General features: G+C 63.3%; 20 protein-coding genes and 1 tRNA gene. 14 read left to right on the top strand and 7 right to left on the bottom strand.

Annotated features, from left to right (window positions below; genetic code table 11):
* Positions 1-2: 2 nt before the first annotated feature.
* Together cobU and HPT29_RS21545 are read right to left on the bottom strand one after the other, a co-directional pair.
* Positions 3-548, bottom strand: a complete 546-nt coding sequence (cobU, locus tag HPT29_RS21550; protein WP_173947561.1) for a bifunctional adenosylcobinamide kinase/adenosylcobinamide-phosphate guanylyltransferase — start codon at positions 546-548, stop codon at positions 3-5.
* 6 nt (positions 549-554) lie between these two features.
* Positions 555-1,946 (bottom strand): PAS domain-containing protein, encoded by a 1,392-nt coding sequence (locus HPT29_RS21545; RefSeq protein WP_173947560.1) that lies wholly within the window; start codon positions 1,944-1,946, stop codon positions 555-557.
* 259 nt (positions 1,947-2,205) lie between these two features.
* Between HPT29_RS21545 and HPT29_RS21540 the strand changes: the two genes are divergently transcribed.
* The 8 genes from HPT29_RS21540 to phoB all read left to right on the top strand — a co-directional run bounded on the left by HPT29_RS21540 (position 2,206) and on the right by phoB (position 10,035).
* Positions 2,206-3,261, top strand: coding sequence for a lysylphosphatidylglycerol synthase domain-containing protein (locus tag HPT29_RS21540; RefSeq protein WP_371823188.1), 1,056 nt, complete (start codon positions 2,206-2,208; stop codon positions 3,259-3,261).
* 58 nt (positions 3,262-3,319) lie between these two features.
* Positions 3,320-4,612: an ATP-binding protein gene (locus HPT29_RS21535; protein ID WP_173947558.1), complete on the top strand. Its 1,293-nt coding sequence runs from the start codon at positions 3,320-3,322 to the stop codon at positions 4,610-4,612.
* A gap of 171 nt (positions 4,613-4,783) precedes the next feature.
* Entirely contained in the window at positions 4,784-5,821 is a 1,038-nt protein-coding gene (pstS, locus tag HPT29_RS21530) for a phosphate ABC transporter substrate-binding protein PstS (protein ID WP_173947557.1), read from the top strand.
* Between the two features lie 39 nt (positions 5,822-5,860).
* Entirely contained in the window at positions 5,861-6,835 is a 975-nt protein-coding gene (gene pstC, locus HPT29_RS21525; protein WP_173947556.1) for a phosphate ABC transporter permease subunit PstC, read from the top strand.
* 10 nt (positions 6,836-6,845) lie between these two features.
* Positions 6,846-7,754 carry a phosphate ABC transporter permease PstA gene (pstA, locus tag HPT29_RS21520; RefSeq protein ID WP_173947555.1) on the top strand — a complete coding sequence of 303 codons (909 nt, stop codon included), beginning with the start codon at positions 6,846-6,848 and terminating at the stop codon, positions 7,752-7,754.
* Positions 7,751-8,569: a phosphate ABC transporter ATP-binding protein PstB gene (gene pstB / locus HPT29_RS21515; RefSeq protein WP_173947554.1), complete on the top strand. Its 819-nt coding sequence runs from the start codon at positions 7,751-7,753 to the stop codon at positions 8,567-8,569. The genes pstA and pstB overlap by 4 nt, the downstream gene beginning before the upstream one ends.
* Before the next feature lie 29 nt (positions 8,570-8,598).
* Positions 8,599-9,312: a phosphate signaling complex protein PhoU gene (phoU, locus tag HPT29_RS21510; protein ID WP_173947553.1), complete on the top strand. Its 714-nt coding sequence runs from the start codon at positions 8,599-8,601 to the stop codon at positions 9,310-9,312.
* 3 nt (positions 9,313-9,315) lie between these two features.
* The gene (gene phoB, locus HPT29_RS21505) at positions 9,316-10,035 is read left to right on the top strand and encodes a phosphate regulon transcriptional regulator PhoB (RefSeq protein WP_173947552.1); all 720 of its coding nucleotides are present in this window, start codon (positions 9,316-9,318) and stop codon (positions 10,033-10,035) included.
* Positions 10,036-10,313: 278 nt separating this feature from the next.
* On the opposite strand, the gene HPT29_RS21500 is transcribed toward phoB, so the two are convergent.
* Positions 10,314-10,850, bottom strand: a complete 537-nt coding sequence (locus tag HPT29_RS21500) for a GcrA family cell cycle regulator (RefSeq protein WP_173947551.1) — start codon at positions 10,848-10,850, stop codon at positions 10,314-10,316.
* Positions 10,851-11,233: 383 nt separating this feature from the next.
* On the opposite strand from HPT29_RS21500, the gene HPT29_RS21495 reads away from it, so the two are divergent.
* The 3 genes from HPT29_RS21495 to HPT29_RS21485 are packed head-to-tail and all read left to right on the top strand — an operon-like array spanning position 11,234 to position 14,351.
* A complete protein-coding gene (locus HPT29_RS21495) occupies positions 11,234-12,442 on the top strand; it encodes an aspartate aminotransferase family protein (RefSeq protein WP_173947550.1) in 1,209 nt (402 codons plus the stop codon).
* A complete protein-coding gene (argF, locus tag HPT29_RS21490) occupies positions 12,439-13,365 on the top strand; it encodes an ornithine carbamoyltransferase (RefSeq protein WP_173947549.1) in 927 nt (308 codons plus the stop codon). Before HPT29_RS21495 ends, argF begins: the two co-directional genes overlap by 4 nt.
* On the top strand, positions 13,362-14,351 hold the full coding sequence (locus HPT29_RS21485) for an Hsp33 family molecular chaperone (RefSeq protein WP_173947548.1): 990 nt from the start codon (positions 13,362-13,364) through the stop codon (positions 14,349-14,351). The genes argF and HPT29_RS21485 overlap by 4 nt, the downstream gene beginning before the upstream one ends.
* A gap of 53 nt (positions 14,352-14,404) precedes the next feature.
* Here HPT29_RS21485 and argE read toward each other — a convergent pair whose 3' ends face one another.
* Both argE and apaG read right to left on the bottom strand, forming a co-directional pair.
* Positions 14,405-15,577, bottom strand: a complete 1,173-nt coding sequence (gene argE, locus HPT29_RS21480; protein ID WP_173947547.1) for an acetylornithine deacetylase — start codon at positions 15,575-15,577, stop codon at positions 14,405-14,407.
* Between the two features lie 8 nt (positions 15,578-15,585).
* Positions 15,586-15,978 carry a Co2+/Mg2+ efflux protein ApaG gene (gene apaG / locus HPT29_RS21475; RefSeq protein WP_173947546.1) on the bottom strand — a complete coding sequence of 131 codons (393 nt, stop codon included), beginning with the start codon at positions 15,976-15,978 and terminating at the stop codon, positions 15,586-15,588.
* Between the two features lie 213 nt (positions 15,979-16,191).
* Between apaG and HPT29_RS21470 the strand changes: the two genes are divergently transcribed.
* Positions 16,192-17,283: a 2'-deoxycytidine 5'-triphosphate deaminase gene (locus HPT29_RS21470; protein ID WP_173947545.1), complete on the top strand. Its 1,092-nt coding sequence runs from the start codon at positions 16,192-16,194 to the stop codon at positions 17,281-17,283.
* Between the two features lie 67 nt (positions 17,284-17,350).
* Positions 17,351-17,425 (top strand) — tRNA-Gly (locus HPT29_RS21465).
* Between the two features lie 86 nt (positions 17,426-17,511).
* On the opposite strand, the gene HPT29_RS21460 is transcribed toward HPT29_RS21465, so the two are convergent.
* Entirely contained in the window at positions 17,512-18,738 is a 1,227-nt protein-coding gene (locus HPT29_RS21460) for a site-specific integrase (protein ID WP_173947544.1), read from the bottom strand.
* Positions 18,728-19,036 (bottom strand): hypothetical protein, encoded by a 309-nt coding sequence (locus HPT29_RS21455; RefSeq protein WP_432807268.1) that lies wholly within the window; start codon positions 19,034-19,036, stop codon positions 18,728-18,730. Before HPT29_RS21455 ends, HPT29_RS21460 begins: the two co-directional genes overlap by 11 nt.
* 992 nt (positions 19,037-20,028) lie before the next feature.
* On the opposite strand from HPT29_RS21455, the gene HPT29_RS21450 reads away from it, so the two are divergent.
* Positions 20,029-21,135 (top strand): hypothetical protein, encoded by a 1,107-nt coding sequence (locus HPT29_RS21450; RefSeq protein WP_173947543.1) that lies wholly within the window; start codon positions 20,029-20,031, stop codon positions 21,133-21,135.
* Positions 21,136-21,219: the final 84 nt, after the last annotated feature.

Genomic DNA, 21,219 nt, shown 5'->3' with positions numbered 1-21,219 from the left:
GTCTATTCCAGGTGCAGCCGCAGGGGAGGGGCGGGTTTGAGCAGGATTGGTTGGCCAGCCGCGACAAAGATCACGGCATCGCAGACCTCAGCGACCCTTTGATTGAGGCGGCCCTGCTCGTCCCGGAACGAGCGTCCAAGAGGGGTCGACGGGACGATACCGTGGCCGACCTCGTTCGAGACCAGGATGAGGGGACCCCGGGCGTCCCGGACAGTCTGAACGAGCCGATCGGCCTCCCGGGACGGATCGCGCCCCGCCAGCATGATGTTCGAGAGCCACAGCGTCAGGCAATCGACCAGCACGGCGTGTCTGGGGGCGGCCCGTGCCTGAACGGCCTCAACGAGATCCAGGGGCGCGTCGATCGTCTGCCAGGATCGGTCGCGCTCGGCGCGATGCCGATCGATGCGCTCGCGCATCTCGTCGTCGAAAGCCTGAGCCGTCGCGATATAGTCTCGCTCAGGCGATGTGCTCTCAGCCAGCTGCAGCGCAGTGCGGCTTTTCCCCGAGCGTGCTCCGCCCAGTATCAGGACGCGGCGGTGAATGGTCATGACCGCTCAGGCGCTCAACCGGCTGACTGGCAGGATCATGTGGACGCGCAAGCCTTCCGGCCGCCATTCGCGGTCGAGAGTGCCGCCCAGTTGTCCGGTGATGCTTCTCTGGGACAGTTGCGTGCCGAAACCCTCGAAGGTCGGGGGGCTCTCGATGGTCGGGCCACCGCTCTCGGTCCACAGGAGGTCGACGTCGTCTCCCTGAAGGGTCCAGTGGATGGCGAGGTCCCCCTCTGCGCATGAGAGACAGCCGTATTTGGCGGCATTGGTCGCCAGCTCATGCAGGACGAGCGCGAGGCTCGTCGTCGTGTTGGACCCCACGAGCACGCGCGGGCCTTCGGTGGCGATCCTGTTCTGGCCGGACTGCCGGTAGGGTTCGAGAACAGCCTCGATCAGCCGGCCAAGTTCCACGTCGGGACCTTGCCCTGTCTCTCCTCCCGCGACGGGCTGCACCAGTTCGTGCGCCCGCGAGAGAGCGCTCAGACGCCCGCGCAGGGCATTGGCCATGTCCTTGGGGTCCTTAGCCGTGCGGGCGGTCATCGAAACCATGCCGTTCGCAATCGCGAACAGGTTCTTCACACGATGGTTGAGCTCGCGTGTCAGAAGCTTCTGGGCCTCTTCCAGAGCATGTCGCTCGGTGATGTCGCTGACGACGCCATACAGGCTCACTGCGCGATGGGTCCCGCCCTCTTCGGTGTAGAGCGCCTGTCCGTGCGAGCGGAACCAGCGGAGTTTCCCATCAGGCAGGATAGCCCGGTACTGGCTGTCATACTTGCCGTCGGCTCCGGCAGAGGCGGCCGCAGCAATCCTGGCCCTGACCCCCTCCACGTCCTCGGGATGGATCATGGCCCAGGCCTCTTCGAGAGTGAGGCTGTACAATCCGTTATGAGGAAGATGGTAGAGGGCGCACGAGCCCTCGTCCCAGGTGATCAGGTTCTTGTCCAGGTCGATCTGCCAGGTCCCGAGATCGGCGGCCTCGAGGGCGATCCTGTACTGGTTCTCGAGCATGCGCACGGCTTCCTCGGCGGTCTTCTGCGCATTGATATTCGTGCTCGTGCCGAACCATCGGGTGATCTTTCCGGACAGATCCTGGATCGGGATGGCTCGGCTGAGAAACCATTCGTACCCGCCTGCAGCGGTTCGGACCCGGTACTCCCATTCATAGGCCTGTCCGGTCTCAAGGGATCGTTGCCAATGTTCCCGGACCTGAGGAAGATCGTCGGGATGAATGGCAATCTCCCAACCGGATCCGAGGAAATGCTCGCCTGGAAGTCCCGTGAACTCGCGCCACCGGCGATTCACGTAATCGACAGATCCATCGGGACGGGATGACCAGACGAGTTGAGGCAGAGACTCCGCCAGAACAGCAAATTGCGTTTCTGTTTCCTTGAAATCCACTCAAAACTCCCGGGCCATCCTTGCGGCCAAGTCTCCGATGCCAAAGGAAGCATTGTTGTAGGCCTTTTTCGAGGCTGACAACCCACATCGGGCGCCCGCGGCGTTTTCTCCGGCGAAAGAGTAGCGCCAGCCTTGCGAAACCATTAAAAGGCCGGTGCCGACTGGCGGTTGCCCATGCCAGCGCATAGATGCAGGACAGCCTTCGTACCCGATGCGACCTTTCTCACGCTGAGGCTGATTGACCGATTTCATGAATGATATGAGCTCCCGTCCGGCGCCGCCGCCGGAGATGTCCTCTGCCGAAGCCCTTCATCCGAAGGAGCGCCGTTCCCGCCGGTTCGCCTGGATCGGGATGGCAGCGAGCATCATTCTGTTCGGCGCCTCGCTGGTGGTTCTCTGGCATATCGTGTCAGAAATCGACGTCAATGAACTGAAGGCGGCCTTCACGGCGGCCAGCCCGCGCCAGATCGGCCTCGCCGTCCTCCTGACCGCCGTCAGCTACAGTCTTCTGACCTGCTACGATGCCATCGCCCTGCGGCAGCTCAAGCTGCAGATCCGCTATCGCACAACGGCGCTCGCCTCCTTCACCAGCTATGCGGTGAGCTTCACGCTGGGGTTCCCCCTGCTGACGGCCGGCACGGTCCGCTACTGGATCTACTCGCCGAAGGGGGTGAGCCCGGGGCGGGTGGCGAGCCTCACGGTGATCGCCGGCGTGACCTTCTGGCTCGGCATGGCCCTGGTCCTGGCCTGGAGCCTGATCAGCAAGGCCGATGAACTGGCGAGCCTCGTCTACACCCACATCTGGATGAACCAGCTGGTGGGCCTTGGCGCCGCCATATTCGTCGTCGGTTACATGATCTGGGTTTCGATCAAGCGGCGCGCCGTGAAGATCCAGGGCTGGAAGCTGGAGCTGCCGGGATTTCGCCTGTCGCTGGCCCAGATCCTGATCGGCGCGGGGGATGTCTGCGCCGGCGCCGGAGTTCTCTTCGTGCTCCTGCCCGGGGGACACAATCTGAGCTTCGAGACCTTCCTGGCGGTCTATATCTTTGCCGTCATGCTCGGCGTGGCCAGCCATGCGCCGGGCGGCCTCGGGGTCTTCGAGGCCACCATTCTGCTGGCCCTCTCGAACTATCCCCGTGAGCCGGTCCTGGGCGCGCTGCTCCTCTACCGCCTGTGCTATTACCTCGTCCCCTTCGTGATCGCCCTGGCGATCCTGGGCGCCTATGAGATCCGCAACCGCATCCGGTCGGCCCGCCTGGCCTTCAAACCGGACGAGAACGAGATCTCCGGCGACGTCGAGCTTGGCGGGAGATGACACAGGGGCCGCCGTCCCCTAAAGAGGGCAGGCCCCATCCCCGAGACGTCCTGGCCCGATGACCGATCCTGACGACCTCACGCCGGACGCCCTCCGGCAGAGCGCCACTCCGATCCGGGACGCTGCCCTGCGCGGCGCGGTCGTCGCCTGCTTCGTGCTGGTCGCCGTGGCGCTGGTGCGGGGCTATGGGGACGGGTGGCTTCTGGTCTGGGCCGGAGTGGCGATCCTCACCGGTTTCCTCGTGGCGAGCCCCAAGCGCCCGCTCGGAACGGCCGTCAGGTCGCAGACGAAGGCGTCCCCGCGCTCGAGCGTCGCCGAGGCGGTTCTGGCGCAGATCCCTGATCCGGTCATCCTGGTGAACCAGCGGGCGCTGGTGATCGAGGCCAACAGGGCCGCCTACGACCTCCTGGCGGGCCTCAAGACGGGTCACCCCCTGTCCTTCGCCCTGCGCAGCCCGGACGTGCTCGACGGCATCCAGGAGGTGCTGGAGACCGGCGAACCCCTCAAGGTCGAGTATTCGGAGCGGATCCCGACGGAACGGACCTTCGAGGTGCATATCGGCCCCCTGCAGGCGGACGTCTCGGATGCGGAGGTCCAGGCCGGTGTCGTCCTGTTCTTCCGCGATCTCACCTCGGCCCGGCGCCTCGAGGCGATGCGGGCCGATTTCGTGGCCAATGCGAGCCACGAGCTGCGCACGCCCCTGGCTTCGCTTCTCGGCTTCATCGAGACCCTCCAGGGACCCGCCCGCGAGGACGTGAGGGCGAGGGAGCGTTTCCTCGATATCATGAAGGGGCAGGCGCAGCGCATGAAGCGCCTGATCGACGATCTCCTGTCCCTGTCGCGGATCGAGATGCGCGCCCACCTGTCACCCACCCAGACGGTCGATCTCGCCACGATCGCCTCTCAGATGGTGGAAACCCTCTCGCCGCTGGCCCGGGAGAGGGGGATGGTCATCAAGGCCTCGCTGCCCAACCGTCCGGCGCTGGTCCTCGGCGATCGGGACGAGCTGCTGCGCATCGCCGAGAACCTGATCGAGAACGCCGTGAAATACGGCGAGAGCGGTGGAAGGGTGGATGTCGAGGTCGCCCGCATCGACGGGCCGGTGCCGCAGATCGCCTTCTCGGTCCAGGATTATGGCCCCGGCATCGCCCCGGAGCACCTGCCGCGTCTGACCGAGCGGTTCTACCGGGTCGATGTCGTGCAGAGCCGGGACAAGGGCGGGACGGGCCTGGGTCTTGCCATCGTCAAGCATATCGTCAACCGCCACCGGGGGCAGCTGGCTATCGCCAGCGAGCCCGGGCAGGGCGCCCGGTTCACGGCGACCTTTCCGGAGGCCGGCCCGCGCCAATAGTTCCGTCCCGTCGCAATGCTTTTGGCCGCCTCAAGGGATCCTTTGGGGGTGTCATCTAATTGTCATCCAACTGTCGTAGAGGAGACATCCGTCGGGCCTAGCTGTCCCATCGCGAGACACGGCCCGGGCTTTTCAGCCGCCTGTCGCTCTTGCATGAACAGGAGACCTATCGTGAAGATTATGTCCTACGCCATTGCGGCCGGCCTTGCCGTCGCGAGCCTTACGACCACGGCATCTGCGGCCGACATCACGGGCGCGGGCGCGACCTTCCCGTTCCCGATCTATGCCAAGTGGGCCGAGGCCTACAACAAGGAAACCGGGAACCGGATGAACTACCAGTCCATCGGGTCCAGCGGCGGCATCCGTCAGATCCGGGCCAAGACGGTCGATTTCGGCGCGACCGATGCTCCGCTGAAGGGCGAGGATCTGCAGAAGGACGGCTTCGTGCAGTTCCCGGCTGTCATGGGCGGCGTGGTGGCCGTCTACAACGTCCAGGGCGCCGGCCAACTCAAGCTGACGGGCGAGGTGCTGGCCGACATCTTCAACGGCAAGATCTCCAAGTGGAACGACGCCAAGATCGCCCAGGTCAATCAGGGCGTGAACCTTCCCAACGCGGCGATCACGCCGGTCTACCGCTCCGACGGATCGGGCACCACCAGCGTGTTCACCACCTACCTGTCGCAGGTCTCGGAAGGCTGGAAGAGCGGCCCGGGCGCCGGTTCCTCCGTGCAGTGGCCGGTCGGTCAGGGCGGCAAGGGCAATGAGGGCGTGGCGGCTCTCGTGAAGCAGGTGCCGAACTCGATCGGCTATGTCGAATACGCCTATGCCAAGCAGAACAGCATCCCGTTCGCGCAGCTTCAGAACAAGAACGGCAAGTTCGTGGCGCCGGAAGCCAAGACCTTCCAGGCTGCCGCCGCCAACGCCGATTGGAAGTCGGCCCCCGGCTACGGCATCTCGCTGACGAACCAGGCCGGCGACGAGGCTTGGCCCATCACGGCGCCGACCTTCATCCTCGTGCCCAAGACCCCCGAGAAGCCCGAGCAGGTGGCGGAGGCCTTGAAGTTCTTCGACTGGTCCTTCAAGAACGGCGACCAGATGGCTATCGAGCTCGACTACGTGCCGCTCCCGAGCCAGCTGAAGGATCAGGTTCGCGCCACCTGGGCGAGCGAGATCAAGAACGCGTCGGGCCAGCCCGTCTTCAAGCAGTAATCTGATCTCGGTCGATTGAACAACAAAGCGGATCGGCGAATGACAGCTCTCTCGCAAGAACGTCTCGTGACGCGCGCGGATGCTCCCGCCCGCCGATCCTCCCAATCGGGCTTCGACCGGATCTTTCGGCTCGCAAGCCTCGGATCGGCCCTCCTGGTGCTGATCGTGCTCCTGGGCATCATCGGTGCCATGATCTATGGAGGCCTGCCGGCCTTCCGCGAGTTCGGCTTCGGTTTCATCACGTCGAGCGTCTGGAACGTCAACGAGGACCAGTACGGTGCCTGGGTGGCCATCGTGGGCACCCTGTCGACGGCGCTGATCGCCCTCGTGATCGGCGTTCCCCTGTCGCTCGGCATCGCGATCTTCCTGACGCAGCTTTGCCCGCCTTGGCTCAAGCGTCCGGTGGCGACCACCATCGAGCTGCTCGCGGCGGTGCCCAGCATCATCTACGGCATGTGGGGCCTCTTCGTCTTCGCGCCTCTCTTCGCGAACTATGTGCAGATCCCCGTGTCGAACATCGTCGAGGGCATGCCCATCGTGGGCACCATTCTTTATGCGCGCACGCCCTCCGGCGTCGGCATCCTGACGGCCGGCATCATCCTGGCGATCATGATCATCCCGTTCATCGCGTCGATCGCGCGCGACATTCTCGATCAGATCCCATCCGTGCTGCGCGAGAGCGCCTACGGCATCGGCTGCACCACCTGGGAGGTGGTGCGCAACGTGCTGCTGCCGCAGGCGGGCGTCAGCATCATCGGAGCGGTCATGCTCGGACTCGGCCGCGCGCTCGGCGAGACGATGGCCGTCACCTTCGTGGTCGGCAATGCCAACCGGCTGTCGGGCTCGGTCTTCGATCCCGGATCCACCATCGCGTCTCGCATCGCCAACGAGTTCAACGAGGCCATCGGCCTCCAGCTCAACGCCCTGATGGCGCTGGGCTGCATCCTGTTCCTGGTCACGTTCACCGTGCTCGTGCTCGCCCGCCTGTTGGTGGCGCGCGTGAAGGTCGGGTAGGAGGTTCATGATGGATACCGCTCTCCAGACCCGCACGCCGGCGAAGCCGTCGACGACCGCTCCGGCCCCTTGGGGCCGGGTGCGCCGCAGCCGCCATGTGGCCGACCAGGCCCTCAAGATCATCTGCACGCTCTTTACCGTCCTGGGCGCTTTCGTCCTCGGCTGGATCCTGCTCATGCTTCTCGTCGAGGGCATCGGCGGTCTCTCGCCTGCCGTGTTCACGCAGACGACGCCCGGTCCCGGAAGCCAGGGCGGCGGCATTGCCAATGCTATCGTCGGCAGCCTGATCCTGACCGTTCTCGGCATCGTGGTGGCCACGCCCGTCGGCGTGCTGGCCGGCACGTATCTCGCCGAATACGGCAAGGGTTCGAAGCTTGCCGAGATCATCCGCTTCGTGAACGACATCCTGCTCGCCGCGCCCAGCATCCTCATCGGCCTCTTCGTCTACATGCTCATGGTGCAGCCGATGGGCGGCTATTCCGGATGGGCCGGCGGCGTGGCGCTCGCCATCATCGCGGTTCCCGTCATCGTGCGCACCACCGAGGACATGCTGCGCCTCGTGCCCGGTTCTCTGCGCGAGGCCGGGGCGGCGCTCGGGGCCCCGATGTCGACGGTCATCATCAAGATCAGCTGGAAGGCGGCCCGCGCCGGCATGGTCACGGGCGTGCTGCTCGCGACCGCCCGCATCGCCGGCGAGACGGCGCCCCTGCTCTTCACTGCGCTCAACAACAATTTCTGGTTCAGCCCGACCCTGATGGGCGGCGTCTCGAACCTGCCGGTCATGATCTTCCAGTTTGCGCTCTCGCCATACGAGAACTGGCGCGAGCTGGCTTGGGCCGGCGCCCTCATCATCACCCTGTCGATCCTGGCGCTGTCCATCGTGGCGCGCCTCCTCCTGAACAAGGATAAAGCCCGATGAGCACCATCGCCCTCAACACGAGCAGCGCCATCGGCAATGCGGCCGCGGCCGATACCGGCGCGCCGGTGCGCATCGCGGTCAAGAACCTCAACTTCTTCTACGGCGATTTCCGCAGCCTGAAGGACATCTCGCTCGACTTCTACGACCGGCAGGTCACGGCTCTCATCGGCCCTTCGGGCTGCGGGAAGTCGACCCTGCTGCGCACCTTCAACCGCATCTACAGCCTGTACCCCGAGCAGCGCGTGGACGGACAGATCCTGCTCGACGGGCAGAACGTGCTCTCGCCTTCGATCGATGTGAACGAGCTTCGCGCCCGCGTCGGCATGGTGTTCCAGAAGCCGACGCCGTTTCCCATGTCGATCTACGACAACATCGCCTTCGGCATCCGCCTTTACGAGAAGCTGCCGAAATCCGAGCTCGACGACCGTGTCGAGGAAGCGCTGCGCAAGGCTGCGCTCTGGGACGAGGCGAAGGACAAGCTGCGCCAGTCCGGCATGGGCCTGTCGGGCGGCCAGCAGCAGCGCCTGTGCATTGCGCGCACCATTGCCCAGCGGCCGGAGGTGATCCTGCTCGACGAGCCGACCTCGGCCCTCGATCCGATCTCCACCGGCAAGATCGAGGAGCTGATCGAGCAGCTCCGCTCCGAGTTCACCATCGTGATCGTCACGCACAACATGCAGCAGGCCGCACGCATCTCGCAGTTCACGGCCTTCATGTATCTCGGCGAGCTCGTGGAGTTCGGGCCCACGACCAAGATGTTCATGAACCCGACCAAGAAGCAGACTCAGGACTATATCACGGGCCGCTTCGGCTGATCGAAGCTCTTCGAGGGAGACTTAATCCAATGGCGGAACATATCGTCAGCTCCTACGACAACGACCTTCAGGGTCTCCGGCAGCGCATCTCCGAGATGGGCGGCATCGCCGAGAAGATGCTCGTCGAGTCCATCGCGGCGCTCGTCCGCCACGACAAGGCGCTGGCCCAGACCGTGGTGATCTCCGACAAGCGCCTCGACATTCTCCAGCGCGAGGTGGAGGAGAGCGCCATCCTGACCATCGCCCGACGCCAGCCGCTGGCCGTCGATCTGCGCGAGACGATCTCGGCCATCCGCATTTCCGGCGACGTCGAGCGCATCGGCGACATGGCCAAGAACATCGGCAAGAGGGCCCTGGCGATCGGCGACGACTTCCAGCCGCAGAAGATCGTCGTCGGCCTCCAGCACATGGGCGATCTCGTCCTCGGCCAGCTCAAGGATGTGCTCGACGCCTATGCGCAGAAAGATACCGAGAAGGCCCTGGACGTGTGGAAGCGCGACGGTGCCATCGACGCGCTCTACACGTCCCTGTTCCGCGAGCTCCTCACCTACATGATGGAAGATCCGCGCAACATCTCGTTCTGCACGCATCTCCTGTTCTGCGCCAAGAACATCGAGCGCATCGGCGATCACACCACCAACATCGCCGAGACGGTGCATTACCTGGTGACGGGCGAGACGCTGGCCATCGACCGGCCCAAGAACGACCGCTCCATCGACACGACGGTCGCAGCAGGAGCCTGATGCATGGGACCGCGCGTTCTGATCGTCGAGGACGAGGAGCCCTTGATGCTGCTCCTGCGCTACAACCTCGAAGCCGAAGGCTACGAGGTTGACAGCGTCTCGCGCGGCGACGAGGCGGAGATCCGCCTCCGGGAGCAGGTTCCCGACATCGTGCTGCTCGACTGGATGCTGCCCGGCCTGTCCGGGATCGAGCTCTGCCGGCGCATCCGCGCCCGCACCGAGACCGAACGCCTGCCGGTGATCATGCTCACGGCGCGCGGCGAGGAGGGGGACCGGATCCGCGGCCTCTCCACGGGCGCCGACGACTACATCGTCAAGCCCTTCTCGGTGCCGGAGCTGCTGGCCCGCGTGCGTGCGCTGCTGCGGCGGGCCAAGCCCGCGCATATCGCGACCCTGCTCAAGGCCGGTGACATCGAGCTCGACCGCGAGACCCACCGGGTGCGGCGTGCCGGCCAGGAGCTGCACTTGGGACCGACCGAGTTCCGGCTGCTCGAGTTCCTGATGCAGAGCCCCGGGCGCGTTTTCTCCCGCGAGCACCTGCTCAACGCCGTCTGGGGGCATGACGTCTATATCGACGAACGCACGGTCGACGTCCATGTGGGCCGCCTGCGCAAGGCCATCGGCCTGCCGCGCCGCCCCGACCCGATCCGGACCGTGCGCGGCGCCGGCTACTCCTTCGACGAGACCTTCGCCCGCGAGGAGCAGCAGGCGGCGAGCGCCTGACGCATTCTGAGAGCGCAACTCTCCCGATCCCGAAGTTGCCGTTCCACCCCACGTCATGGCCGGGCTTGTCCCGGTCATCCCGATCCGGTGAGGCTCTGCGTTTCGAACAATCGGGATCACCGGCACAAGGCCGGTGACGACGGAAGAGAGATCCGATCCTGACCCCCTTGCTTTCTCGGACCGGTGGTTCTGCAGGATTCTGTGACGGGCCAAGGGCAAAAGCGCAAAAGGCCGCGCCGGACATCGTCGGCGCGGCCATTTTCTTGAAATGATTGTCCTCAGGCCCGGGCGAGCCGGCGCTCACGCTTGCGGTCGGCCACCGGCTGGTAGGCGATGCGGGCGTGATGGGTGCAATAGGGCAGGCCCGTGATCGAGCGGGCGCCGCAGAAGCGGAACTCGGGCTTCGTCGGGTCGCCCATGGGCCAGCGGCACATGGACTCACGCAGATCCATGATCGTCACCCGCTCGGACATGGGGATGGCGACCTCGTCCTCGGCGAACACCACGGGCTCCTCGGCCGCGGGCTGCAGCGGGATCGGGGCCAGCACCACGTTGTTGTTGTGCGGCTGGGGCGCAATCGGAGCCGGCGCGCTCGGGGCGCGGGTCGCCTTGCGGGGACGGGCGGCCGCCGAAGCGACAGGCTTCGCATCCTTGGCCCGGCCGGACAGGCCGAGGCGGTGAACCTTGCCGATCACCGCGTTGCGGGTCACGTTGCCAAGCTCGGCGGCGATCTGGCTCGCGCTCAAACCATCGGTCCAGAGCTTCTTGAGAAGCTCGACCCGCTCGTCCGTCCAAGTTCCGCCCGCATCCATCATTTTTAAACTTTCCTCCTTCGCGACAGGCGTCAAGCTCAGAATCCCGGATGCCTCGCGGACAGGGTTTTGTGTCCGACCGCGTTGCGAGGATCGCTCCTGAGGGTGAATGCCGTGGCACGAATGCTGTACTCGACTACCCCGAAGGTACAGGATGGGTGGACTCGGGCGCAAGAGTCCCCGTTGAGGCCCTGTCGTTTTCCCCAAGGAACTCACCCTGGCCCGAAATCGGCAAAAATTCCTTGTGATGAGTGACTTCATTTCTCTTGAATTGACAGGGTCCCGCACCTCGTTAGAATCCCTTCCCGTGCCGCCCCCGTTGGGGCGGCGCTTTCTTTTTCGGGCCCGGGTGCGACCTTGGGCCTCTCTTCAGGCGGAGACAACCCGTGACATCGCCATTGCTGCCGACTTTTGCCCGCGCCGAGCTTTCCTTCGAGAAGGGAGAGGGCCCCTGGCTCTACGGCCGAGATGGCGAGCGATATCTGGATTTCGGCGCCGGCATCGCGGTGAATGCCCTCGGCCACGCGCATCCGCACCTGGTCAAGGCCCTGTCCGAGCAGGCCGCCAGGATCTGGCACAGCTCCAACCTGTTCCAGATCCCCGAGGGCGAGCGCCTCGCCCAGCGGCTCGTCGACGCCACCTTCGCGGATTACGTGTTCTTCACCAATTCCGGCGCCGAGGCGAACGAGGCCGCGATCAAGATGGCCCGCCGTTACCATTATGTGAACGGCAACCCCGAGCGCTTCCACATCGTGACCTTCGAGGGCGCCTTCCACGGCCGCACGCTCGGCACGATCGCGGCCGGCGGCCAGCCGAAGTACCTGGAGGGCTTCGGTCCCAAGGTGCAGGGGTTCGACCAGGTGCCGCCCGAGGATCTCGAGGCTCTCAAGGCGGTGATCGGCCCGCAGACGGCAGCCCTCATGATCGAGCCGATCCAGGGCGAGGGCGGCGTCAGGACCGTGTCGGCCTCCTTCCTGCGCGAGCTGCGCGCCCTGTGCGACAGCCAGGGACTGCTCCTGATCTTCGACGAGATCCAGACCGGCGTCGGCCGCACCGGCAAGCTGTTCGCCTATGAATGGAGCGGCGTGACGCCCGACATCATGACGGTGGCCAAGGGGATCGGCGGCGGCTTCCCGCTGGGCGCGTGCCTCGCCACGGCCGAGGCCGGCAAGGGCCTGACCCTGGGCACCCACGGCACCACCTTCGGGGGCAATCCGCTCGCCATGGCGGTCGGCAACGCCGTGCTCGACGTGATCCTCGAACCCGGCTTTCTCGACGGGGTCGAGCGCAAGGGCCTGCTGCTCAAGCAGCGCCTCGCCGAGCTGAAGGACCGCCATCCCAGCGTCATCGCCGAGGTGCGGGGCCAAGGCCTCATGATGGGTCTGCGCACCGTCGTGCCCAACACGGACTTCGTCAGCGCCGCCCGCGACCAGAAGCTCGTCGTGATCGGGGCCGGCGACAATGTCGTCCGTCTCCTGCCGCCGCTGATCATCACCGAGGCCGATCTCGGAGAGGCCATCGATCGTCTGGATGCCGCCTGCGCGGCCATCGAAGCTGGTCAGCAGGCAGCCGCCCAGCCGGGAGCAGTTCAATGAAGACCCGTCATTTCCTCGATCTCAGCGACTTTTCCGGCGCGGAGATCCGGCACCTCCTTCAGATCGGCCTGGACATCAAGGCCAAGCGCCGGCGGGGCGAGAAGGCCAAGGACCGCCCGCTCGAAGGCAAGGTCCTGGCGATGGTGTTCGACAAGCCGTCCACCCGCACCCGCGTGTCGTTCGACGTTGGCATGCGCGAGCTTGGCGGCGAGACCCTCATGCTCACCGGCAAGGAGATGCAGCTCGGCCGCGGCGAGAGCATCGCCGATACGGCCCGGGTCCTCTCGCGCTACGTGGACGCCATCATGATCCGCACCCTTGACCATGCCATGGTGACGGAACTGGCCCAATATGCGTCGATTCCGGTGATCAACGGCCTGACCAAGGTGACGCATCCGTGCCAGATCATGGCCGACATCATGACCTTCGAGGAGCATCGCGGCTCCATCGAAGGGAAGACGGTCGCCTGGACGGGCGATTCCAACAACGTACTCGCCTCGTGGATCCATGCGGCCGCCCGGCTCGATTTCACCCTGAACATCGCGTCTCCGCCGGAACTTGCTCCCCGTCCCGAGCTTTTGTCCTGGGCGAAACGGGAAGGGGCCAAGATCGGCGTGACCACCGATGCCTTCGAAGCCGCCGAGGGCGCCCATGCGGTCGTCACCGATTGCTGGGTCTCCATGGGCGACGACGACGAGTTCCGCCGCCAGAACCTGCTGAAGCCCTATCAGGTCAACGGCAGGCTCATGGGCGTGGCCGACAAGGACGCGATCTTCATGCATTGCCTGCCCGCCCATCGCGGCGAGGAGGTGACGGATGAGGTCATGGACGGTCCGCAATCCGTGGTCTTCGACGAGGCCGAGAACCGGCTTCACGCACAAAAGGGCATCCTGGCATGGTGCCTCGGAGCAGCAAGCGCATGAGTTCAGCCCCGCTTGAAGGAAACGATGACGTCGTCCTGCCTTTCGCCGTCGAGCCGCTCGACGTGCGCGGGCGCGTGGTGCGTCTCGGGGCCTCCATCGACACGATCCTGGCCCGCCACGGCTATCCCGACCTAGTGGCCCGCGTCATCGGCGAGGCGGCCGCCCTGACGGTCATGCTCGGCGCATCCCTCAAGCTCGAGGGACGCTTCCAGCTGCAGACCAAGACGGACGGCATCATCGACATGGTGGTGGTGGACTTCAACGCACCGGACCGCCTGCGCGCCACGGCCCGTTTCGACAAGGACAGGCTCGAGGCTCTTGGAAGCACGTCGCCGGGAAGCGGCGAACTCCTCGGCTCAGGCTACCTCGCCATGACGATCGATCAGGGCTCCGAGCGCAGCCGCTACCAGGGCGTCGTCGCGCTCGAGGGTCAGGGGTTCGAGGAGGCGGCCCATCAGTATTTCCGTCAGTCCGAGCAGATCCCGACTCAGGTGCGCCTGGCCGTGGCGGAGCAGTTCGAGAACGGCCGCCACACCTATCGCGCGGGCGGCCTGATGATCCAGTTCCTGCCGTCATCCCCGGACCGTCTGCGGCAGGCCGACCTGCATCCCGGAGACATCCCCGAGGGGCATCCGTCGAACGATCTGGCGGCGCCCTCGGAGGACGATGCCTGGCTCGAAGCCAAATCCCTGGTCGGCACGGTCGAGGATCATGAGCTTGTCGATCCGACTGTCTCCAGCGAGACGCTGCTCTACCGCCTGTTCCATGAGCGGGGCGTGCGCGTTTTCGAGGGCCAGCACGTGCACGAGGAATGCACCTGCTCGCACGAGCGCATCATGGGCATGATGCGCCGCTTCTCCCCCGAGGACCGCCGCGACATGGTCGGAGACAACGGCCGCATCGGTATCACGTGCGAGTTCTGCTCGCGCTTCTATGATCTCGATCCGGCCGAGGTCGAAGCCGAGATCGCGAAGTCCGAGGCTTGATGTCCAATCTTCCGTCATGGCCGGGACAGGCCAGGCCATGACGGCAGGGGCGCTCAGGAATTCGCGCAGGTCGCCGCAAGCCGGCGCATGAAGGCGAGGCCCGCCTCGAATTGTTCCAGCGTGATGTACTCGTCCGGCTGGTGCGCCTGATTGATGGAGCCTGGACCGCAGACGACGGTCGGAATGCCCGCAGCCTGGAAGTGGCCCGCTTCCGTGCCGAAGGGCACGGTCTGCGTGTGGTTCCGGCCTGCAAGGCGCAGCGCCAGAACCTCCGCGGCCGAGCCCGGATCCGGCGCGAGACCCGGCACGTCGGCGTGCAGGATGGTCTCGATCCGCCCGAACTCGCCGAAACGGTTGAGGCGCTTCAGGGCGACTTCCTCGACGAACCGGTTGAGACGATCCGGAATCTCGTGCGGGTCGAGGTTCGGCAGCCCGCGGAACTCCCAATGGAAGGTGCAGGTCTTCGACAGGATGTTGCGCGCCGTGCCGCCCGAGATCGTGCCCACATGCACCGTCGTGTAAGGCGGATCGAAGCGCCCGCTGGCGTCGCCGCGCTCCATCATGTCGTCGCCGATGCGGTTGAGCTCGGCGATCAGCTCGGCCGCCGTCATCACCGCGCTGGCGCCGAGATAAGGCTTCGACGAATGGGCCTCGAAACCATGCACCGTCGTCGAGAAGGTGACCACGCTCTTGTGGGCGTCCGCCACCTCCAGCATCGTCGGCTCGCCGACGATCACAGCCTTCGGCATGGGAAGGTCATGTCCGAGACGGCGGATCGTATCGACGACGCCGAGGCACGTCGTCTCCTCGTCGTAAGAGAGCATGATGTGGATCGGCGTCGTGAGACCGGCGGCCTGGAACTCCGGGATCAGCGCGAGCGCCAGCGCGTCGAACGCCTTCATGTCCACCGCGCCGCGCCCGTAGGCGCGGTCGTTCTCGATCCGGAGCGTGAAGGGGTCGGACGTCCACGCCTGGCCGGTGACCGGCACCACGTCGGTGTGACCCGACAGCACGATCCCGCCCTGGTCCCGCGGTCCAAGAGTGGCGTAGATCGCCGCCTTGTCGCCGGACTCGTTGGGCACGCGCACATAGGGCACGTTCCAGCTCTGCAGATAGCTTTCGACGAACTCGATGAGTGGCAGGTTCGACTTCGAGCTCACGGTGTCGAACGACACCAGCTTCGCCAGCATCTCGAGCGGCGTCAGCCGTAGACCGGTAGAAGACATCAGGAACCTCAGTGCAGCACGCGCTTGGTGCGGGGTATATCGAGCGAGAAAGCGGGGATTTCGGCCTCGAAAGTTTCGCCGGTGGCGGTCTCCATCAGGTAGGTGCCCTGCATGGTGCCGCTCGGCGTCTGCAGCGGGCAGCCGCTGGTATAGCTGAAGCTCTCCCCGGGACCCAGCACCGGCTCCTCGCCGACCACGCCGGCGCCGCGCACCTCCTGGACCTGACCGTGTTCGTCGGTGATCCGCCAGTAGCGGGCGCGGAGCTGGACCCTGTCCAGGCTCGTGTTGATGATCTCGACCGTATAGGCGAAGAAGTAGCGGTTCTGATCGGGGGAGGATTCTTCCGGCATGTAGCGGGGCGTCACCGTCACAGAGATGCCGCGGGTCACGGCTTTATACATGAGCTTGCCTCACGCCGGTCGAAGAATTCCATGCGGTTCTGGTACGGCGGCCTTCGAGCCCCGTCAATCGACCGGGCGGCGAATGGGTCCAGCCTCCTTCGCCGGGATATCGTATCCCCAGGACGCCGAAAGCCGTTGAGAATTCCGCAGCAATCCTTACAGATATTGCCAGGCTCAACATTCAATTGGGGGCAGGCCCCTCGGAAGACGGACATGGTTGCGTTGAAGGACGGGATCCAATCGGCTGATGCCATCATGCACCTGGCCGAGGCAGGGGCCATCAGGCCGGAGACGCCCTTCGCGTCCGACCAGGTCCAGCCGGCGAGCCTCGATCTCAGGCTCGGGCGCCGGGCCTACCGGGTGCGCGCCAGCTTCCTGCCGGGCCGCAACCATACGGTCCAGGATCGGCTCGACCAGCTGAGCTTTCACGAGATCGACCTCGGCAAGGGGGCAATCCTGGAGACCGGCAGCGTCTATATTGCCGAGCTGCAGGAGGAGCTGGCCCTGCCGGAGGATCTGTCGGCGGCGGCAAACCCCAAGAGCTCGACCGGCCGCATCGACGTGTTCACCCGCGTGATCACCGACCGGAGCCAGGAATTCGACACCATCGGGGCCGGATATCGGGGACGCCTCTTTGCCGAGATCTCGCCGCGGACCTTTCCCGTGCTGGTCAGGACCGGCACGCGGCTGTCGCAGCTGCGCCTGCGCAAGGGCGATGTGCGCCTGAGCGATGCCGAGCTCCTGGCCGTGCACGAGCGGGAGCGGGTCGTGACCTCGACCGAGCCGTCGATCCAGGACGGGGTCGCGGTCAGCGTGGATCTTGCGGGCTTCGGCCCCGACAACCTCATCGGCTACCGGGCCAAGCGCCATACGGGTCTGGTCGACGTGGACAAGCCCGGCTCATGCCGCGTCGCGGACTTCTGGGAGCCACTCTATGCCGATGCCAGCCGAACCCTGATCCTGGATCCGGGCCAGTTCTACATCCTCGCCTCTAAGGAGGCCGTGCACGTGCCGCCGGACTACGCCGCCGAGATGGTGCCCTTTGATCCTCTGGTGGGGGAGTTCCGGGTTCATTATGCCGGCTTCTTCGATCCGGGCTTCGGCCATGCCGAAGCGGGAGGGGAGGGGGCCCGCGCGGTGCTCGAGGTCCGCTCCCGCGACGTCCCCTTCATCCTCGAGGATGGGCAGATCGTCGGACGGCTCGTCTATGAGCGCATGGCCGAGCGCCCCAGGGTGCTCTACGGCGCGGGCGCCGGTTCGAACTATCAGGCGCAAGGGTTGAAGCTCTCCAAGCATTTCCGCTGATCTTCGCCGGAACTCCGGTCGAACCCCCTTGCCGGATCGCCGGAAGGCCGGATATGAATAGTGCAACGCGGGCGTAGTTCAGAGGTAGAACGTCAGCTTCCCAAGCTGAATGTCGTGGGTTCGATTCCCATCGCCCGCTCCACCTAACTCATTGGTGGATGAAGCTTTCAACGTTCTGCCACTGATCTCGCGTTCCCCACGTTCCTCATCACGTTCCCTATGGGCTGTTCAGGCCCCGTTCTTCGCGTTCCGGTATGCGATTCGAAGTTCCGATACCTTTCGCGACTTCTCGATGTTCCCGCCACGTTTGTAGCGTTCCGTCGTAGAAGACTGAGTGTGCCCTGTCTGAGCACGAATGCTATCCGTATCCGCTCCGGCCTCATCGGCTTCGGAGACGCCACCGGCGCGAGCGTCCATATTCCAGACGTGATCCGGAACCCCGGCCGCGCGTGCGACGATCCGCCATTCCCTACCGTAGGCGTCCTCAGCGTAGGGCCGACCGGCTTTCTCGTCGATGATTAGAGGTCCGACGCGGCGCTCCGGCGGCACTTTATCCAGAAGCTGAAGGACGAGAGGGCAATAATTCAGATCGTGCGCGACGATCGCACCCGTCTTCGTCGTCTCCTTCCGGATCTCAAGGCGATCTGAGATATCCGCCCAAGTCAGGCCGTTAACCCACCGACGCCGGTTCATGACGATCCCGGTCTCCGCCTCGCCTGGATCGAGTGGCGACCACTCGCCGATCACGTCGCGCTGACGCATCGTCGTTTCGAACTGGATAGCCGTCCCGAGGGCGAGAGATAGCCGTCCCATCTCGATAGCCTTCGGGATGAAGGATTGGAGATGGTGGATCTCTAGCCGGACCCGCCGCCGGCTCGGCTGCTGGAATCTTGCCTCGTCGAGGATCGCCTTCAGGCGAGCGCATCCGGTCAATTCAGCCATGACGCCATAGGCGACGAGGCGCCGAAGCATCGCAATGATGCCGTGAGCCTTCCGGACCCGTTCGGGACCGCCCGGAGTCTTTGGCTTTCTCGCCTCATCGTACCAGCGATAGAAGTCGCCGATCTTGAGAGCCGCGAGTGCCCGTTTGCCGAACGCCTTCTCGATGATGGCGAGCGTATAGGTGTCCTTCTCGCGCGTGTTCCATTTACAGCGCTGAAAGGGACTCGCCGGATCGGTCTGGTACTTCCGGGAGAGAGACAGAAGGGTTCCGTCAAAGCGGTTTAGCTCCCGCTTCCGACCGGAGGACCATTCCAGCATCTCCGCTTGATACCGCAGACATGCAGCCGTGATCAGCGGATGTTGCTCTTCGTTGTTGATATCGTAGCGAAGGGGAATGGTCTCCGGCTCGTACCCGGCTTTCGCGAGATCGGCTCTCGCCACCCAATAGAGACGGATTGTCCCGTCCTTATTCAGCCGCCTCTTGAGCCCTGGCGCTTTTAGTTCAAATTGCATTGAGGTTCTCCTCTCCGTCTGGTTGGAGGGGCTCAATGCTAGACAAGCCGTAGCGACGATTGAAATAGGCCATAACAGAAGGCCAATGTCGCCCGCCCATCATGGGATCGATTGGGGGTAGGCCATCACGCTCAAGAACTTTGGCCTTTGCAGCCCATTCGGCCGGTTCTTGGCTCAGGCGCCGTGCAATTTCCGCTTCAGAAGGGAAGAGCCCGCCCGCCTTAATTCTCTTGTCTGACGCCACTAAGTACATTTTGCGTGGCTTAGAGCCAAGCTGGTGTTTGTCCGCACGGGCCATTCTCTATTCGCCCATCTTCATCGGCGCCCAGCCAGCCACGCCCTGGACGCATTTAGGGTTCGCAATTTTGCGAAACCGGGGCCGATGAAGGTCTCTGGTTCCGCGTCCCCGCCGTGGCTGCGGCGGAATTTGATGAGCCACTGCGTCTTAAGCGAGGCCCTGAATCAGCGCAGTGATACTTGTTGCCGAAAATGGGCTTTGATGGAAGATAAAAAGTGTCTTCTAAAAAAAATATCAAGAATAAAGCTCTGGAATGCTGCAATTATTGTCGATGAAAGTAAGCATAGATATCAATTGTCCGATATACATAATTAGGAGTCATAAACGTATTGATGGAATAATCTGTTGTCATAACTGCTTCGATCGAATTATATGTTGTCATAAACGTGCTTATGAGATTTAGGGAGCCATCCAGGCGTTACTGCTCCGACCGGCAATATTCCCGAGAGATGCCTTACTTGTGATAGGCGCTCAGTCGTATGGCTCAAAACCAGATCCTATTCTGGGAGGCTAACTCATATGCCAGAAGGATTTGGGCAGTTGATGGTTATTCGCTGAAGCACGTTCTTGCGACCAGAGTCAGTGTGCTTGCAGGCTTCGTATCAAGTGGCGCTCTCATTGTGTGACGAGCGATTGCACGCTTGAAATCTCGGCTGACAGGTATTTCCCGAAAAAGTTCGTTGAGGGGAGGAGAACCGGAATATAAAATATCTAGCATTTACAACAACTTAATTTTCGCCATGGATGAGTTCTGTACCACAGGTGTGTACCAAAAATCGGTGGCAAGCGATTACAGTGTGCAGCGACTTTAGCTTAGGTTAGGTAACGACAAACCAAGCGTGATTGCCATACATCCAGGTTCTGAAGTTCGACGGGAGTGGCGGAGGCCTGCCCGCGTCTGGTTCGGACTGCTTCCACGCTGTTCCCGCAGACTGCCAGTTCTGCTAATTCACGGCCTGCGACAATCATAAATAGGCAGCAGTAGGGGAGCCATGAAAGGCAGTCTCGCAGTTTGGTACGAGCCGCTCCACATCGGAGATGTCAAAGGGCGTCCCCCTGAGGTTGAACTGCATTTCAATCTATGGCGCGACCTCAATATTGAGGTGAACTTCTTTGACGTTGGTATTTTGTTCAAAGATGTTCAGGACCTGAAAGAATTTTCGTTCTTCCTCCCAATTGAGCTTGAACTTTCGGACATTGAGGACTTGTTCCCAAAGATGTCTGAGGGCGAAACATTGAACGCAGTATTCAATGATGTCGTCGAAATAATGCGCAATGACGGAAGTCATATAATAACAACCACGAGAAATGGTCCCTTCCATACGCTGCATCGTGTCGAACCCATCGCGGATTTTACCTTAAAAGCCATAAATATTGACAGCGAGAGAAGGGGCGCGGTCGTAGTTCTAAGCAGGGAGTTCTGCCAAAGAATTCGTGGGATGCCAGGAGACCACTATATCCGGCTCCGATTTCGTTTAGAAAAGAAGAAAGGGGAGCTGTTCAGCTCATATTTCGCACCTGAGGACGCGCCGCTATTAAGCTCATTTGGGTTGATAGAAATAACAGAATTTCGCTTGAATGAACGTCGTAGCTATCCAAAAGCTATTGTCAGCCTATCCAATGCAGGCAGCCCGCGTCTTTCCGCGATACATTACTTTCTAGTTCGAGACTTGCGTTATGAGCTTGTTGCTTCCCACACCGATTTCCGGAAAGTTCGACGTTTAGAGGCGGACCTCTGGCAGCATTATATTAACGATTTACCTGCTAATGCAGGGAACCGCATGGTCATTTACCATTGGAAAGCTGATGGCAAGGACGGAAAAGGGATCGAGGATTTCGTTGCGCTAGCTAATTTCCGAGTGCCTCAACCAAACCTTCCTATTTACCTTGTGCTTCTTCTGGTGTTCGGTGCTCTTGGTGGAGTACTTCAAGATAGTATGGTTGCAGGGTTCCAAGGATTGTTTGGGCTATTCAGTGCCGAAGACAATGAGGTGCCGAGTACACTTCTGGCTGGGGCCATCTTGCTCGGAGCAGCGTTCTTTGTACTCAAATCAAAGGCTGTGCAGAGCCGTCTTCGGAAGTTGACTTCCGGGGTATGACCTGAGAAACCGCGATAGCGGAGATGCTCGGACCCGTCTCGCTCTTGCGGCGTTGAGTAGGGGCGCGTACGCTGGGAAGCTGGG

The organism is Microvirga terrae, from assembly GCF_013307435.2.
GTDB classification, from domain to species: Bacteria; Pseudomonadota; Alphaproteobacteria; order Rhizobiales; family Beijerinckiaceae; genus Microvirga; species Microvirga terrae.
The sequence above is the reverse complement of the archived record's forward strand: the minus strand, read 5'-3'. Positions and strand labels throughout refer to the sequence as shown.